Here is a 16034-nt window from a genome sequence, read left to right on the forward strand (position 1 = left end):
GTGTCCAACGGGCGCTCCTCCTGCGGCTCGGGCGGTAGATGGATCGGGCGGGCGGGATGGCGAGGCCTCCCCTGGACCCCCCTCCCGAAACGCGCGATGACGGGCGCCAAGAAACGGGAGGAGCCGCATGAGCCGCGAGGCCGCCCTGCGCCGGCATCTGGGCGCCGCGCCGCCGCTGTCGGATCCGGGGCAGGCCGAGGCGCGCTTCGCCGAGATCGCGCCCGACCTGCCGGCCGCCCTGCGCAAGGGGGCGGCCAAGGACCTGCTCCTGGCGCTGGCCGACCATTCGCCCTTCCTGTGGGGTCTGTGCCTCCGCGACCCCGCCCGCCTCGCCCGGCTCCTCGACGCGGATCCCGAGGCGGCGGATGCGCGGATCGTGGCCGCGCAGGCGGCGGCGGGCCGGGCGGCGCCGGCGGGCGACCTCGACGCGGTCGGGCGGGCTCTGCGGGCGAACCGGGCCGAGCACGCGCTGCTCGTGGCGCTGGCCGATCTCGGCGGGCTCTGGCCGCAGGCGCGGGTGACCCGGGCGCTCTCCGATTTCGCCGATGCCTCGGTCCAGGCCGCCGCCGACGCCCTGCTGCGCCAGGCCGCCGCCGCCGGGCGCTTCCGGCCCCTCGATCCGGAGGCGCCGCAGGCGGGCTCGGGGCTCGTCGTGCTCGGGCTCGGCAAGCTCGGGGGGCGGGAGCTCAACTATTCGAGCGACATCGACCTGATCGTGTTCTTCGATCCCGAGGCCCGGCGCCTGAAGGAGGGGCTGGAGCCGACGCCGTTCTTCAGCCGCCTCGCCCAGGGCATGGCCAAGCTCCTGCAGGAGCGCACCGGCGAGGGCTATGTCCACCGGGTCGATTACCGGCTGCGGCCCGATCCCGGCTCGACCCCGACCGCGATGAGCCTCGCCTCGGCCTATGTCTATTACGAGACCACGGGCCAGAACTGGGAGCGCGCCGCCTTCATCAAGGCCCGGCCCGTCGCCGGGGACCGCGACGCGGGCGAGGCCTTCCTGAAGGAGCTGCGGCCCTTCGTCTGGCGCAAGTATTTCGACTTCGCGGCCATTGCCGACGTGCACGCCATGAAGCGGCAGATCCATGCCGTGCGCGGGCACGAGACCCTGGCGGTGGCCGGCCACGACATCAAGCTCGGGCGCGGGGGCATCCGCGAGATCGAGTTCTTCGTGCAGACGCAGCAGCTCGTCTTCGGCGGCCGGCGGCCGGAGCTGCGCGGGCGCTCCACCGTGGCGATGCTCGGCGCGCTGCACGCGGACGGCTGGATCTCCGCCGAGGCCCGGGACGAATTGCGCGCGGCCTACGATTTCCTGCGCACCATCGAGCACCGGCTGCAGATGCTGCGCGACGAGCAGACCCAGCGCCTGCCGATCGAGCCCGAGGCGCTGGAGGCCTTCGCCCGGTTCTCCGGCTTTGCCGACCGGGCCGGTTTCGAGGCGGCGCTGCTCGCCCATGCGGAGCGGGTGCAGGCGCATTACGCCCTGCTCTTCGAGGGGGGCGACGACCTCTCCTCGGAGCTCGGCAACCTCGTCTTCAGCGGGGCCGGGGACGATCCCGGCACGCTCGCCACCCTGCGCCATCTCGGCTTCCGGGCGGCGGAGACCGTGGCCGAGACCGTGCGCGGCTGGCATTTCGGGCGCCGGGCCGCCGTGCGCAGCCCGCGGGCGCGGGAGGTGCTGACCGAGCTGACCCCGGCCCTGCTCAAGGCGCTCGCCGGCACGCCCGACCCGGATGCGGCGCTCGCCGCCCTCGACCGCGCCTTCGGCCGCATGCCCGCGGCGGTGGAGCTGCTCACCATCCTGCGCGAGCACGAGCGGCTGCGGCTGCTCTTCGCCGACCTCCTCGGCAGTGCCCCGCGGCTCGCCGAGACCGTGGCCTTCAGCCCCCACGTGCTCGACGCGGTGATCGATCCGGGCTTCGTCGAGCCGGCCACGGACGCGGCGGAGATCGCGGCGCAGTACCGGGCGCTGCTCGGCCGGCCGGGGAGCTTCGAGGAGTTCCTGGACCGCAGCCGCGACGCCGCCCGCCAGCTCCGCTTCTCGGCGGGCGCCCGCCTGCTCTCCGGCATCCTGACGCCGGAAAGCGCCGGCCGGGCCCATGCCGCCATCGCCGACACGGCGGTGGCCACCGCCCTGGAGGCGGTCTCGGCGGCCTTCTTCGTCGAGCACGGCGCGGTGCCGAAGGGGCGGCTCGCCATCCTCGGCTATGGCCGCCTCGGCGCCCGCCAGCTCACGGCGGAATCCGACCTCGACCTCGTGGTGCTCTACGATTTCGACCCCGAGGACCGCACGAGCGCCGGCCCCCGGCCCCTCGACGCGGCGGTGGCCTATAACCGCCTGACCCAGCGCCTCGTGGCCGCGCTCACGGCGCCGACCCGGCGGGGCCGGCTCTACGAGATCGACCTGCGCCTGCGCCCCGGCGGGGGCCAGGGCTCGGTGGCGACCCAGTTCCGCGCCTTCCGGGCCTATCAGGAGGGCGAGGCGGAGCTGTGGGAGCACATGGCGCTCACCCGCGCCCGGGTGATCGCGGGCGATGCGGGCCTCGCCGCGGAGGCCGAGGCGGCGATCCGCGCGGCGCTCGCCCGCCCGCGGGAGGCCGCGGAGGTCGCCCGCGCGGTGCGGGACATGCGCGCCCTCGTCGAGACGCAGAAGGGCGACAAGGGCCCCCTCGACCTCAAGATGGCCCCGGGCGGCCTGCTCGACCTCGACTTCCTGGCCCAGGCCCTGGTGCTCGCCCATGCGGCCCGGGACCCGGACCTGATCGGCCGCGACACCGGCGGCGTCCTCGCCCGCGCCGGGGAGACCGGCCTGCTCGACCGGGCGGAGGCGGAGCACCTCGTCGCCGCCCATCGCTGGCTCGACGGCATCCACCATTGGCAGCGCCTGATGGTGGAAGGTGATCCCGACACGGCCTCCCCCGTGGCGCTGGCGCGCCTCGCCCGTGCCGCCTCCCTGCCCGATGCCCGGGCGCTCACCGCCCAGATCGAGGCCGAGCGGCGCTTCGTGCGCGACGCCTTCGACCGGGCGCTCGGACGTGGCGCCAAGCCTGTGCCGTGACGCGCGCCCCGCCGAACTCGGCGGTCGCGGGGCGGTTGTCCTCGGGAGGGCGGGCGCACGGTGCCGGCTGGAAGGCCTCTGTTGGGACGGCCCAGCATCCCGGAGACCGGAGCCCCGCGAAGGGCCACCCTGTCCGGGGGAGCGCGCCATGACCGTCGAACCAGCTCTCAGGGGCCAGCGCATCCTGGTCGTGGAGGACGAGTATTTCATCGCGACCGATACCGCGCGCACCCTCCGGGAGGCCGGGGCCGCGGTGATCGGGCCGGTCCCCAGCGAGGAGGCGGCGCGGCTTTGGCTGGCGCGGGAGCGCCCCGACGCGGCCGTGCTCGACATCAATCTCGGCCTGGGAGCCTCCTTCACCCTCGCCGGGAGCCTGAAGGAGCGCGGCATCCCCTTCGTCTTCGTCACGGGCTACGACCAGTCCGTGATCCCGGCGGCCTTCGGCGGGGTCGAACGGCTGGAGAAGCCGATCCAGATCCGGCGCATCGTCGGTGCCCTGTCGAAGCTGCTGATGCAGACGGCCTGAGCCGGGCCTCCGGTGCTGCCTGGATCCTGCAGCCTCAGCGTGCTTCGGGTCGGTTCGGGGACGGGGCCCCTCCCGACTTGCGCCGCCCCGCCAGGCGGGCCGCGATCCGCGCCGTGACGCGTGCGCGTCAGATGTGGCCGGGGCCGGTCCAGACATGGCCGGTCGGGAAGCGGCTGCGCGGCAAACGCATCCGTGATGTCGCCGCTGCGGCAGGATCGATCGCCGATCGATCCGCGGGCGTATGACACGAGAATACCAAACCTGATCCATGAAATTCGTTCCATGCGCCTCAGAAAATCGGGGCGAAAGGGACGAATTTCTGACGAAATCACAGTGTCATCATCGAGGAATATGGTGAATGGGCGTGAAAACGTTTCCATTTTCTTAACTGCATCGCCAGGAACGCAGGAGCGCCGCAACTGCAGCGGGCATTCCTTTAACATGCAGGCAAGCGCTCAAGCCCAAAGTCGACAGAACCGCGGAACAGCGGGTGTGGTCCAGATGATGTTGCTGTCGCTTCTGATCGATACGGATGGCGGAGGGCGCCCCCGGGACGGGAGCCTCGATCGCCGCGTGCGCATCGAGCAGGTCGACGTGGCCCTGCGGCTCGCCCCCTTCACCGTGCTCGTCAGCCTGAGCGTGGTCCAGGTCGTGACCTGGCTGTTCTGGTCACCGGCGACCGCGCTCTATCTCGGCGGCCTCGACGCCGTGACCATCGGGTTCTCGGTGGTCGCGATCGACCAGTGCCGGCGCTGGCGCACCCGGCCCAAGCCGGAGGCGCTGTCGCGGTTCTACCTGCTCGGCGTCTACGGCCTCTCCCTGGCCTTCGGCATCCTGCTCGCCTCGATCCCGGTCATGCTCTTCGTCGATAGCGACCCGCAGGAGCGGCTGCTGATCGCCTGCACCTGCGCCGGCCTGATCGCCTGCGGCATGAGCGCGGCCGTGCTGCCGGGCGCCGCGATCGGCTATTCCGGGCCGATCGTGCTGGGCTCCTATCTCGCCCTCGGGCTGACCCGCGACGTGTTCTACGCCTATGTCGCGGTGCTCCTGACCTTCTACGCGTCCTTCATCTTCGCCACGATCCTGCATTTCAGCCGGCTCGTGCGCATGCGGGTGGAGGTGCAGGTCGATCTCGAGCGCCAGCAGGAGCTGACCAGCCTGCTCCTGAACGACTTCGAGGAGAATGCGAGCGACTGGCTCTGGGAGACGGATGCCAATCTGCGGCTCCAGCACGTCTCGGCCCGCTTCGCCGAAGTGTCCGGCTTTCCGGCCTACGCCCTTCAGGACCTCTCCCTCGAACGGCTCTTCGCCCGGGCGGGGTCGGCCCCCGGCGCCGCGCAGATCTGGGACTGCATCGCGGACCGCCACGCCTTCCGCGCCGTGATGCTGCCGATGGAGATCGGCGGGCGCAGCCGCTGGTGGGAGGTGAGCGGCAAGCCGATCTTCGACCGCCGGGGCATCTTCACCGGCTATCGCGGGGTCGGCTCCGACATCACCGAGCGCAAGCTCTCGGAGAACCGGCTCTCCCACCTCGCCACGCACGATTCCCTGACGGAGCTGCCCAACCGCGTGCTGTTCCAGGAGCGCCTGGACACGGCCCTGGACGCCCTCGGCGCCGACGGGCGCCTCGCCGTGCTCTGTCTCGATCTCGACGAGTTCAAGGCGGTCAACGACGCCTTCGGGCACGGGGCCGGCGATGCGCTGCTCCAGGGGGTCGCCAACCGCCTGCGGGTGGTCTCCGGCAGCGGCGCCCTGGTGGCGCGGCTCGCCGGCGACGAATTCGCGATGCTGGTCGAGGGGCGCATCGCCCGGGACCGCCACGCGACCGGGGCGCTGGCGGCGCAGGTGGTCGACGCCCTCGCCATGCCCTTCTTCCTGGACGGCATCCGCGTCAGCATCGGCGTGAGCATCGGCATCGCCGTCGCGCCCGAGGACGGCAAGCAGGACATCATGCGCAAGGCCGACCTCGCCCTCTACCGGGCGAAGAGCGAGGGCCGGAAGGCACACCGCTTCTACGAGGCGGAGATGGACGAGGTGATCGAGGCGCGCCGCGCGCTCACCGCCGACCTGCGGGGCGCCCTGGAGCGCCACGAATTCGTGCTCTATTTCCAGCCCCTCGTCTCCGCGGAGAGCGGGCGCATCCAGGGCTTCGAAGCGCTGGTGCGCTGGCGCCACCCGGCCCGCGGCTTCGTCTCCCCGGCCGAGTTCATTCCGCTGGCGGAGGAGACCGGCGTCGTCATCCCGCTCGGCGAATGGATCATCCGCGAGGCCTGCCGGATCGCGGCCGCCTGGGGCAGCCCCTTGAGCGTCGCGGTGAACCTCTCCGCGGTGCAGTTCCGCCATTCCGACCTCGCCGGGATCGTGCGGGAGGCCCTGCGCGAAAGCGGGCTGCCGGCCGAGCGGCTGGAGCTGGAGGTGACGGAGTCGGTCTTCCTGGCGGCGACGCCGGCGGTGCACGAGGTGCTGCGCGCCCTGCGGGGCCTGGGCCTGCGCCTGTCGCTCGACGATTTCGGGACCGGCTATTCCTCGCTCAGCTATCTGCGCCGGGTCGCCTTCGACAAGATCAAGATCGACCGCAGCTTCGTGAACGACCTGCCGGACGATGCCAGCGACATCGCCATCGTGCGCGCCATCATCGACCTGGCCTCGGCCCTCGGCATGACGGTGACGGCGGAGGGGGTCGAGACCGAGGCCCAGCGGGACTGCCTGATGCGCCAGGGCTGCCGGCAGTTCCAGGGCTACCTGTTCGGCCGCCCGATGCCCGCCGCCGAAGCCGCCGCGCTCGCCGCCCGCGGCGGCCTCACGGACCGGAAGCCGTACGCGGCGTGATCCTCCGTATTGACGTTGTCAATACGGAGGATCATCTTCCCGCGGTGTCGGGAGGCGTATCCTTGCCTTTCCAGACTTGGGAATCCGGTGATGGGCTCGGCGTCGGCGACCGAAACCAAGGGGAGCATCAATCTCCGAATCGAAGCCGGAACGCGCCGGCTCATCGATGAGGCGGCGTCAGCCCTCGGAAAGACCCGCACCGAGTTCATGGTCGAGAGCGCCCGGCGGCAGGCCCTGGAAGTTCTGCTCGACCAGAAGTTGTTTGCCCTCGAGCCCGAACGTTACGAGTCCTTCCTCCGGGCTCTCGATGCTCCTCCGGCCCCCGGGCCGAAGCTGCGCGCGCTCCTGCGCCGGACACCGGTATGGGAGACGTAGGGACCGGACGGTCGGAGCCGCGGCTCGCCCCACCCGTCCCCCTCTCGCCAAGGCACGACCCGTCCGAATTCGATTGCGGCGAGCCGGCTCTGAACGATTGGCTGCGGCACCGGGCGCTCAAGAACGAGAGCCGTTTCTCACGCACCTATGTGGTTTGCGAGGGAGAGCGGGTCGTGGCCTATGTCTGCATCTCCGCGGGCGCGGTCGAGCGGGCGGCCGCGCCGGGAAGGTTTCGCCGCAACGCGCCCGATGCGATCCCGGTCTCGGTGATCGGGCGACTCGCGGTCGATCGCCGTCATGCCGGCAAGGGCCTCGGCGGCGACCTTCTCGCGGACGCCCTCCGCCGCATCGCGGCGGCCTCGCGCAGCATCGGGATCGGTGCCGTCCTGGTCCAGGCCAAGAGCGAAGCGGCCAGAGGCTTCTACTGGGCGCAGGCGGAGTTCATCGAGTACCCGGTCGACAGCCTCGTGCTGTTTCTCCCGATCGAGACCGTGATCGCGGCTTACGCATAGCGCGGCCTCACATCAGCAGCGCGTCGCCGGACATGCCGACATCGCCGGGGAGGTTCGGGCGGTCGCCGGAATGGGGCGATTCCTTGGGCCAGTAGCGCAGGAAGCCCTGGATGATGGCTCCGGGGATGTCGAGCGGGTGGTAGGTCTTCACGTCCACGAACATCAGCGACTGCTCGCCCCGGCCGAGCAGGCCGTGGGTCTCGCTGTGGATCTCGTGGGCGAGGGTGACGAATTTCCGATTGTGCTTGGCGATGCGGATCCGCACCGTCACCGGCTCGAACTCCATCGCCTCCCGGCGGAACTCGTGCTGGAAGTTGCGGGTGAGGATGTAATAGCTCGTCGTCTTCAGGTCGAAATCCGGCATGCAGATGTTGAAGAACATCTCCCGCGCCTTGCCGACCCAGCGCACGTAGTTGGCGAAGTACACGTTCCCGACGGAGTTGGTGTCGTCGTAGGTCGGCAGCAGGTGCATGACGAACCACTGCCCGTCGAAGCCGAAGGAGGCGGCGGCGTCGGTGTTGGAGACCGTCAGCACCGCGACCTTCGCCTCGGGGGAAGCCGTGGCGGCGGGAGCGGCGGCCGGGGCGGGCTCGGGGCCGCCGAACAGGGCGTTGGCGGTGGGGATCGCCCCGAGCAGGGCGAGAAGCGGCGACAGGGCGAGCAGCGCCGGGCTCGGCGCCACGTAGCCGAGCAGGAAGATCAGCGCCGCGGTCACGCCGATCAGCCAGCACAGCATGGCATCGTAGCGGCGCGGGGCGCCCAGGGTCTCGCCGACGAGGCAGGCGGCGGCCCCGACCAGCACCGTGGCATAGGGCAGCATCAGGTAGATCATCGACAGCTTGGCCGAGACCATGGCCGTGGCGACCGCGAGGGCGGCCAGGACGATCCAGAGGGGGGAGGCCACGAAGCCCGCGGGGATGATGGCGAGCAGCGGCGAGACGCTGCGGCCGGTGGCGGAGGTGAGCCACCAGCGGGTCGCCGCGTAGAAGCCGTCGATCGTCGAGAGCGCCGCGATCACCACCCAGGTGACGTAGGCCGCGAGCCCGATCCCCGAAGGATGCTGCAGGAAGGCGAGCGTCACGGCGGCCTGCGCCCCGGCGACGCCGTCCGCGGCGACGATGCTCCCCTCCGGCCCCGCGGCGGCGGCGAGCAGGGCGTTGAGGACGAGGAGGCCGAGGAAGATCAGGGCGCCGAGGGTGTAGGCGGCGCGCACCGAGCCGCCGCCGCGGTGGATCTCCACCGCCCGCTGCCATTGCTGCACGTCGGTCCAGGGGCCGAGCAGGAAGCCGACCAGGGAGGGCAGGACGAGGCCGTAGAAGCGCCCGTCGAAGGCGGCCAGCGGCAGCGGGGCGGCGGCAGCGTTCTCGCGCAGGGCGGCGAGGGCGATCAGCGCGGCGGCGACCCCGACGACGAGATAGGCGAGGTGGAGGAAGCGCAGGCGGGCGATCGGCACCGCATGCCCCACGGCGCAGGCCACGAGCACGAGCAGGCCCACGGCGACGGCGGGGCTCGCCCCGCTCAGGGGCAACCAGAGATAGGCGACGAAGGCGAAGAGGGTGATCGCGACCGCGCCGAGCTGGCCGAGCAGGAACAGCCCGGCATAGCCCGATTCCGCGCTGCGGAAGACCTTGGCCGGGTCGCGGCCCGGCGCCCCGAGCAGCCAGCCGAACAGGAACAGGCCGAAGGCATTGGGCAGGGCGAAGGCGAGGAAGCCGAGCCAGCCATAGGTGAGGGTGACGTGGAAGGCGTAGAAGAAGCCGAGGCCCCAGAGCCAGGACAGCCCGATCGTCGGGGCCCAGGAGACGGAACGGGATAATTGCGCAAAATCGGGCCGTGCGCCTGCTCCGCCGGGAGACGACATCGCCTGATACTCCAACACTACCCCCGTCGAGAGGTATGTCGGGGTTCGTGCCGGATGGCACGAACTTCATGCTCACAATCAGTGGTTTCTTCGGCAGTGTTGCCGGCGGGTTAAGGGGCCGCCGCGAATCCGGGCGAATCCGGCGGGTCTTCGCTGCGGTGCAATGTCAGAAGACCGGAACGGCGCCCGGGCACTCCGCCTCGGGCCGCGCGGTCGCGCCCGCCGCCTCGAGCAGGGAGGCGACCGTCTCGCTGGCCCGGCCCCGGGCGGCCTCGTCCCCCGGTGCCTCCACCGGCAGGCGCACCAGCACGATGGTGCCCACGCCCTCCTCGGAGCGGATGCGCAGGGTGCCCCCATGCATCTCGGCGGTGGAGCGGGCGATGGCGAGGCCGAGGCCCGAGCCCTTGTGGGTGCGGGTGAGGTTGGTCTCGACCTGCTCGAAGGGCCGGCCGAGCTTGTGGATCGCGGATTTCGGGATGCCGATCCCGGTATCCTCGATGAAGACGTGGACGAAGCCGTGGCAGGGGCGCGCCCGCACGCTGACGCGGCCGCCGGCGGGGGTGAACTTCACCGCGTTCTGGAGCACGTTGACGAGGATGTGCTGCAGGCCGCGCTCGTCCGCATGCACCTGGAGGTTCGGGGCGATCTCCACGTCGAGGGCGACGCCCTTGGCACGGGCGCCCTCGGTGACGAGCATCAGGGCCCGGGAGACCGCGCCCTCGATCGGGAGGCCGCGGCAGGACAGCTTCACCCGCTTCGCCTCGATGCGCGACATGTGCAGGATGTCGTCGATCACCGAGAGCAGGTAGGTGCCGCTGGTGCGGATGTCGCGGCAATAGTCGAGATAGCGCTGCGAGCCGAGCGCGCCGAACACCTCGCTCTCCATCAGCTCGGCGAAGCCCATGATGGCGTTGAGCGGCGTGCGCAGCTCGTGGCTCATGGTGGCGAGGAACTCGGATTTCGCCTGGTTGGCGATCTCGGCCTGGGCCTTCTGGTCGAGATGGCGCTCGGCGAGATCGGCGAGCTGCTGGGTCTGCAATTCGAGGGTGCGGCGGGAGCGCTTGAGGTCCTTGACCGTGCCGATCAGCTCGCGCTCGGAGGCGACGAGCTGTTCCTGGTGGCGTTTCAGGCTGGTGATGTCGGTGCCGACGGAGACGTAGCCGCCGTCCTTGGTGCGGCGCTCGCTCACCTGGAGCCAGCGGCCGTCGGTGAGCTCCACCTCGAAGGTGCGGGCGGCGTTGCCGGGCCCGCCGCGCTCGGGCAACTCCCGGCGGATCGGCGGCAGCACGCCCCGGCCCATGATCTCCTGGTAGCGCCGGCCCGGCGTCGCGTCGTCGGCGGAGAGGGCGTGCAGGTCGCGGAACTTGGAATTGCACAGGACGAGGCGGTTGGCGTCGTCCCAGAGCACGAAGGCCTCGGAGATCGCCTCGACCGCGTCGCGCAGGCGCATATCCGCGGTGGCGGTGGTCTCCGCGAAGCGGCGCTGCTCGCTGACATCCACGGCGATGCCGACGAGGTGGCGGCTGCCGTCGCCGTGATCCTCCACGATCTCGGCCCGGGTGCGCAGCCAGATCCAGTCGCCGGCCGCGCCCCGCACCCGGAACTCGTGGTCCACGGTGGATTGGCTGGCGGCCAGACCCTGGGCGAGGCTGTAGAGGTCGCCGTCCTCGGGATGGATCAGGGCGTTGACCCGGCCGAAGGACAGGACGCCCTCCGGCGGGTAGCCGAGCAGGGCGAACATCGAGTTGGACCAGAAGATCGTGCCCCGGGCGATGTCCCAGTCCCACAGGCCGCAGCGGCCGCGGCCCAGGGCCGTCTCGAGCCGCTGCCGGATCTGGTCGCAGACCGCGTCGGCGGCTTCCGCCCGGCGGGATTGCAGGGCGTAGGCGAGGCCGGACCCGAGCACGACGCAGGCGACCGCCGCGAGCAGGATGGCCTGGTTGCGCAGCGCCAGCCACCATTGCGCGGTGACGTGGGTCACGGGCTGCAGCACCGCCACCTGACCGGTGCCGCCGAGGGTGCGGATGGCGGCGACCGCCTCGGTGCCGTCGGCGAGGCGCACCACCATCGGGCTCGCGCGCTCGCCCAGGAGGCCGAGGGGCTGCCCGTCCTCCAGCAGCCCGGTGAGGGTGGTCTCGCCGCCGGACAGGGCCGGATGCGCGGCCACGATCCGGTCGTCGGCGTCGATCACCAGGACCTGGCGCCCGGTCTCGAGGCTGCGCGGATGCAGCAGGCGGCGCAGGCTCTCATTGGAGGACACGTCCCGGCCCTGGCCGAGGGCGCCCGTCGCGAGATGGGCATAGGCCTCGACGTCGAGGAGCGCCCGCCGCATCGCCTCCGTGTGCTGGGCCTGGAGCTGGAGGGCCGCGAAGCCGATGCTGCTGAGAAGGAAGAGGCCGAGGAGGATCGGGAAGGCGGTGCGCAGCCGCCGTTCGATGCGGGCCAGCCGCAGCTGGCCGGGGCTCAGCGGGCGGCGGATGCCCAGTATCGAGTCCGCGCGCAGGCGCGCGTCCAGAGAAGCGGTGGCCGCCCCCGGCATGAATCGACCTCAATGGCGTGGGTGAACGCCCGGAGTACGCGGCCTCAACCTCTCTCCGAATCGTATACATATTTGTGCATTTGCGGGGCCGATTTGTCCACGGGATTCACCGTACGCGATGCGGATTCTGAAACCCCATCGCTTGACTCCCGGAGGCGTCCGAGTCCGTTCAAGGGCCGGATTTGATTCGTAAATTTTTATCGAAATCAAGGCCTTAGCCGGCTCGCAGACTCCGCCCCACCATATCGGCCACATCGCGGGAAAGCTGCTTTGCGCCCGCAATCTCGCGGAGTGTCGCCTCGGCCACGGCCCGGCGGCCCGGCTCAAGCTGGCGCCAGGATCCGAAGGCCGTCATCAGGCGGGCCGCGGTCTGCGGATTGCGCGCGTCGACGGCCAGAACCGTCTCGGCCAGCAGGCGGAATCCGGCGCCGTCCGGACGGTTGAACTGGGTCTGATTGGCCAGGCTGAAGGCGCCCACCAGCGAGCGCACCCGATTCGGGTTGGTGACCGAATAGGCCGGGTCGGCCTGGAGGGCGCGGATGCGCGCCAGCGTGCCGTCCTCGGGAATCGTCGCCTGGATCGAGAACCACTTGTCCAGGACCAGGGGCTCGCCCCGCCAATCCCGGCCGAAGGCGGCGAGCGCCGCCTCGCGCGCCTCCCCCGGGATCTGGGCGAGGCTCGCGAGCGCCGCGAGGCGGTCGGTCATGTTGCCGGCCGTCTCGAACTGCCGGGCGGCGAGCGCCGCGCCCCGCTCCGGATCGGCGGTGGCGATCAAATCGAGGGCCATGTTGCGCAGCGCCCGGCGTCCGGCCGAGGCGGCGTCCGGGCTGAAGGGGGTGCCGGCCGGGGCGTCGAGGGCCTCGCGCAGGGTTTCGAGCCGCGCGCCGAGCTGGCGGCCGATCTGCCGGCGCAGGGTGCGGCGCGCCGCAAAGATCGCGTCCGGATCGATGTCCGTGCCGATCTCGCTGGCGACGTCGCCCTCGCTCGGGAGGGTGAGGACCAGGGCGGCGAAGGCCGGGTCGGACAGGGCCTCCCCGTCGAGGAAGGCGCCCAGGGCCGCGACGAAGGCCTGCGCCTCGGGCCCGGCCTCCTCCGCCTCCGGCGCCCCGGCCCGGGTGCGGTCGATCATCAGGCGCAGGGCCACGCGCTGGGCCGCTTCCCAGCGGTTGAAGGGGTCGGTGTCGTGCCGCAGCAGGATCAGCCGCTCGGCGTCGGTGACGGCCATGTCGACCCGCACCGGGGCGGAGAAGCCGCGGAACAGCGAGGGGACCGGAGGCGCCTCGACCCCCTCGAAGACGAGGGAGTCCTCGGCCTTGTCGAGCACGAACACCCCCTCCTTCACCGAGGGCGAGGCCACCTCGATCGGGCCGGCCTCCCCGACGAGGCCGAGGGCGACCGGGACGACCAGGGGCGGGGCATCGGCACCGGCGCCCGGGCGGGTCTGGCGGAAATCGAGCCGGTAGCGCTGGCTGGCTGCGTCGTAATGGCCCTCGACCGCGATGCGCGGGGTGCCCGGGCGCTCGTACCATTGCGCGAAATGCGCGAGGTCGCGGCCCGTCACCGCGGCGAAGGCGGCCAGGAAATCCTCGACGGTGGCGGCGGTGCCGTCGTTCTCGGCGAAGTAGCGGTCCATGCCGGCGCGGAAGGCGGCCTCGCCGATCAGGGTGCGCAGCATGCGCACGATCTCCGCGCCCTTCTCGTAGACGGTCGCCGTGTAGAAGTTGTTGATCTCGGCATATTGCTTGGGCCGCACCGGATGGGCGAGCGGCCCGGCATCCTCCGGGAACTGGCGCGCGCGCAGGGTGCGCACCTCGCCGATGCGGTGCACGGCGCGGGAGCGCATGTCGGAGGAGAATTCCTGGTCGCGGAAGACCGTCAGGCCCTCCTTCAGGCAGAGCTGGAACCAGTCCCGGCAGGTGACGCGGTTGCCCGACCAGTTGTGGAAATACTCGTGGGCGATGATCGCCTCGATATTGGCGTAGTCCTGGTCAGTCGCCGTCTCGGGGCTGGCGAGGACGTATTTGTCGTTGAAGATGTTGAGGCCCTTGTTCTCCATCGCGCCCATGTTGAAGTCGGACACGGCGACGACGTTGAACACGTCGAGATCGTAGGCGCGGCCGAAGGCGCGCTCGTCCCAGGCCATGGAGCGCACCACGGCGTCGAGGGCATAGGCCGCGCGCGCCTCCTTGCCGGGCTCGACATAGACGCCGACCGCGACCGTGCGGCCTTCCATGGTGGTGAAGCGGGTCGAGACGGCGCCGAGCCGGCCGCCGACCAGGGCGAAGAGATAGGCGGGCTTGGGGTGCGGATCGTGCCAGACGGCGAAATGCCGGTCGGTGCCGGGCACGTCCCCGGCCTCGACCGGGTTGCCGTTGCCGAGGAGCACCGGCGCCTCGTCGCGGGGGGCCTCGATCCGGGTGGTGTAGACCGACATCACGTCCGGCCGGTCGAGGAAATAGGTGATGCGCCGGAAGCCGTCCGCCTCGCATTGCGTGCAGTAGACGCCGCTGGAGCGGTAGAGGCCCATCAGCTTGGTGTTGGCAGTCGGGTCGATCCGCGTCTCGATGGTGAGGGTGAAGGGGGCCTGCGGCGGCGCGTGCAGCACGAGGCCCGCGGGCCTCGCCTCGTAGGCTTCCGGCGCCAGGGGCGCGCCTTCGAGGGCGAGGGAGACGAGGTCGAGCTCGTCCCCGTCCAGCACGAGGGCCGCGCCCTCCCGCCCCGCCGGGTTCGGCCGGATCGCGAGCGTCGCCCTCACCCGGGTGGCATGGGGATCGAGGCGCACGTCGAGATCGACCCGGTCGATCAGGTGGTCGCTCGGCCGGTAATCCTCCAGGCGGACGGTCGGGGGCGTCTCGGTGCGCATCGGATCTCTGCCTCGCCGGAGGAAGGGGAAGCGCCCTCTATCGGCGGCTCGGACTCCGAGTGCAACGTGGCTCTCCGCATTGAAGCCCCGCCCCGCAGGCGCCAGATAGGCGCTCGGCAATCGGCAACCCCGGACGAACCGCAATGGAATACCTGCACACGATGGTCCGCGTGGCGGATCTCGACCGCGCGCTGGCCTTCTACGTCGACACCTTCGGGCTGCAGGAGGTGCGGCGCGTCGACAACGAGAAGGGGCGCTTCACCCTGGTCTTCCTCGCCGCCCCCGGCGACGTGGAGCGGGCCCGGGCCGAGAAGGCGCCGATGGTGGAGCTGACCTACAACTGGGACTCGGAGGAATATTCGGGCGGGCGCAATTTCGGGCACCTCGCCTACCGGGTCGAGGACATCTACGCCTTCTGCCAGAAGCTGAAGGATGCCGGCGTCACCATCAACCGGCCGCCGCGGGACGGCTACATGGCCTTCGTGAAGTCGCCGGACGGGATCTCCATCGAGATCCTGCAGAAGGGCGACGCGAAGCCGCCGCAGGAGCCCTGGGCCTCGATGGAGAACATCGGCACCTGGTGAGCGGTCAGCGCGTGGCGGCGGGGGTGATGCCGAGCTCGGCGAGCTTGGCATGCACCGCCTCCACCGGGCGCTTCAGCCTGAGGCTGATCACCTCCACCGGCACCTGCTCGCGGGCCAGGCTGCGCAGCTGCTGCACGGCGTCGAGGGTCCAGGTCGTCTCCGTCATGGCGTCCTCCGTGGTTGGCGGAAGGCGCGCCGTCGGGCCGGGCCCGGCGGCGCGTCCTTCGTGTGCGAAAGGTGGCGCTTCCCGGCCTGCCGGCAACGCGGGGCCCAAAATCCGTGCAGGCTCACGGAAGAGGCAGAGGCGGCGGCAGGCGCGATTCGTCGCCCGCGCTCTTGACCCCGCGGGGCGCGGGGGCGCAGATCCGCCCCGGATCAGCCGGCCGGGCGGCCGCTCCGGGCTTCGGCCCGGGGAGGAAAGTCCGGGCTCCACGGAGAGACGGTGCCGGATAACGTCCGGCGGGGGCGACCCCAGGGACAGTGCCACAGAGAGCAGACCGCCTCGCGAAGGACGCGTTCTTCGCGAGGTAAGGGTGAAAGGGTGCGGTAAGAGCGCACCGCGGACGCGGTAACGCGGACGGCATGGCAAACCCCACCGGGTGCAAGACCGAATAGGGGCGACGCGCCTCTTCCCGAAAGGGGAGGGCAGGCCGGCTCTCCGGGCCGGTCGCCCGGGTTGGTTGCTCGAGGCGGTCGGCAACGACCGTCCCAGAGGAATGGCCGCCACGTCCGGCGCGCAGGCGCCGGGCCCTACAGAACCCGGCTTAAAGGCCGGCTGATCCGCCTGATTGCACGACGACTTTTTTCTCGCGCTCCGGTTCCGGCGCGGGCCGGCACATTGACGCTCGGTTAACCTTGATCGGGTCTGATCGCTCCGAAGCCACGGC

The 16034-nt window shown here is 71.3% G+C and carries 10 protein-coding genes and 1 other RNA gene; 7 read left to right on the top strand and 4 right to left on the bottom strand.

Features of this window, described 5'->3' with window-relative positions:
- The first annotated feature begins 127 nt into the window (after nucleotides 1-127).
- The 5 genes from MMB17_RS10885 (at nucleotide 128) to MMB17_RS10905 (ending at nucleotide 7300) form a co-directional block, all read left to right on the top strand.
- The gene (locus MMB17_RS10885) at nucleotides 128-3058 is read left to right on the top strand and encodes a bifunctional [glutamine synthetase] adenylyltransferase/[glutamine synthetase]-adenylyl-L-tyrosine phosphorylase (RefSeq protein ID WP_241101927.1); all 2931 of its coding nucleotides are present in this window, start codon (nucleotides 128-130) and stop codon (nucleotides 3056-3058) included.
- Between the two features lie 148 nt (nucleotides 3059-3206).
- Nucleotides 3207-3584 carry a response regulator gene (locus MMB17_RS10890; protein WP_241101928.1) on the top strand — a complete coding sequence of 126 codons (378 nt, stop codon included), beginning with the start codon at nucleotides 3207-3209 and terminating at the stop codon, nucleotides 3582-3584.
- 501 nt (nucleotides 3585-4085) lie between these two features.
- Nucleotides 4086-6413 carry a putative bifunctional diguanylate cyclase/phosphodiesterase gene (locus MMB17_RS10895; RefSeq protein ID WP_241101929.1) on the top strand — a complete coding sequence of 776 codons (2328 nt, stop codon included), beginning with the start codon at nucleotides 4086-4088 and terminating at the stop codon, nucleotides 6411-6413.
- Nucleotides 6414-6503: 90 nt separating this feature from the next.
- Nucleotides 6504-6788, top strand: a complete 285-nt coding sequence (locus MMB17_RS10900) for a type II toxin-antitoxin system TacA family antitoxin (protein WP_241101930.1) — start codon at nucleotides 6504-6506, stop codon at nucleotides 6786-6788.
- Entirely contained in the window at nucleotides 6776-7300 is a 525-nt protein-coding gene (locus MMB17_RS10905; RefSeq protein ID WP_241101931.1) for a GNAT family N-acetyltransferase, read from the top strand. Before MMB17_RS10900 ends, MMB17_RS10905 begins: the two co-directional genes overlap by 13 nt.
- A 7-nt stretch (nucleotides 7301-7307) precedes the next feature.
- Here the strand turns inward: MMB17_RS10905 and MMB17_RS10910 are convergent, their stop codons facing one another.
- The 3 genes from MMB17_RS10910 to pepN form a co-directional block, all read right to left on the bottom strand.
- The gene (locus MMB17_RS10910; protein WP_241101932.1) at nucleotides 7308-9161 is read right to left on the bottom strand and encodes an acyl-CoA thioesterase; all 1854 of its coding nucleotides are present in this window, start codon (nucleotides 9159-9161) and stop codon (nucleotides 7308-7310) included.
- A 166-nt stretch (nucleotides 9162-9327) separates the two neighbouring features.
- Nucleotides 9328-11700: a PAS domain-containing sensor histidine kinase gene (locus MMB17_RS10915; protein WP_238310306.1), complete on the bottom strand. Its 2373-nt coding sequence runs from the start codon at nucleotides 11698-11700 to the stop codon at nucleotides 9328-9330.
- Nucleotides 11701-11914: 214 nt separating this feature from the next.
- The gene (gene pepN, locus MMB17_RS10920; RefSeq protein WP_241101933.1) at nucleotides 11915-14563 is read right to left on the bottom strand and encodes an aminopeptidase N; all 2649 of its coding nucleotides are present in this window, start codon (nucleotides 14561-14563) and stop codon (nucleotides 11915-11917) included.
- Between the two features lie 143 nt (nucleotides 14564-14706).
- Between pepN and MMB17_RS10925 the strand changes: the two genes are divergently transcribed.
- Entirely contained in the window at nucleotides 14707-15147 is a 441-nt protein-coding gene (locus MMB17_RS10925) for a VOC family protein (RefSeq protein ID WP_241101934.1), read from the top strand.
- 4 nt (nucleotides 15148-15151) lie between these two features.
- On the opposite strand, the gene MMB17_RS10930 is transcribed toward MMB17_RS10925, so the two are convergent.
- Nucleotides 15152-15313: a hypothetical protein gene (locus MMB17_RS10930; protein ID WP_238310303.1), complete on the bottom strand. Its 162-nt coding sequence runs from the start codon at nucleotides 15311-15313 to the stop codon at nucleotides 15152-15154.
- Nucleotides 15314-15522: 209 nt separating this feature from the next.
- On the opposite strand from MMB17_RS10930, the gene rnpB reads away from it, so the two are divergent.
- Nucleotides 15523-15930: RNase P RNA component class A (rnpB, locus tag MMB17_RS10935), an RNA gene on the top strand.
- Nucleotides 15931-16034: the final 104 nt, after the last annotated feature.

Origin of the sequence: Methylobacterium organophilum (assembly GCF_022533465.1) — a bacterium.
GTDB lineage: Bacteria > Pseudomonadota > Alphaproteobacteria > Rhizobiales > Beijerinckiaceae > Methylobacterium > Methylobacterium organophilum.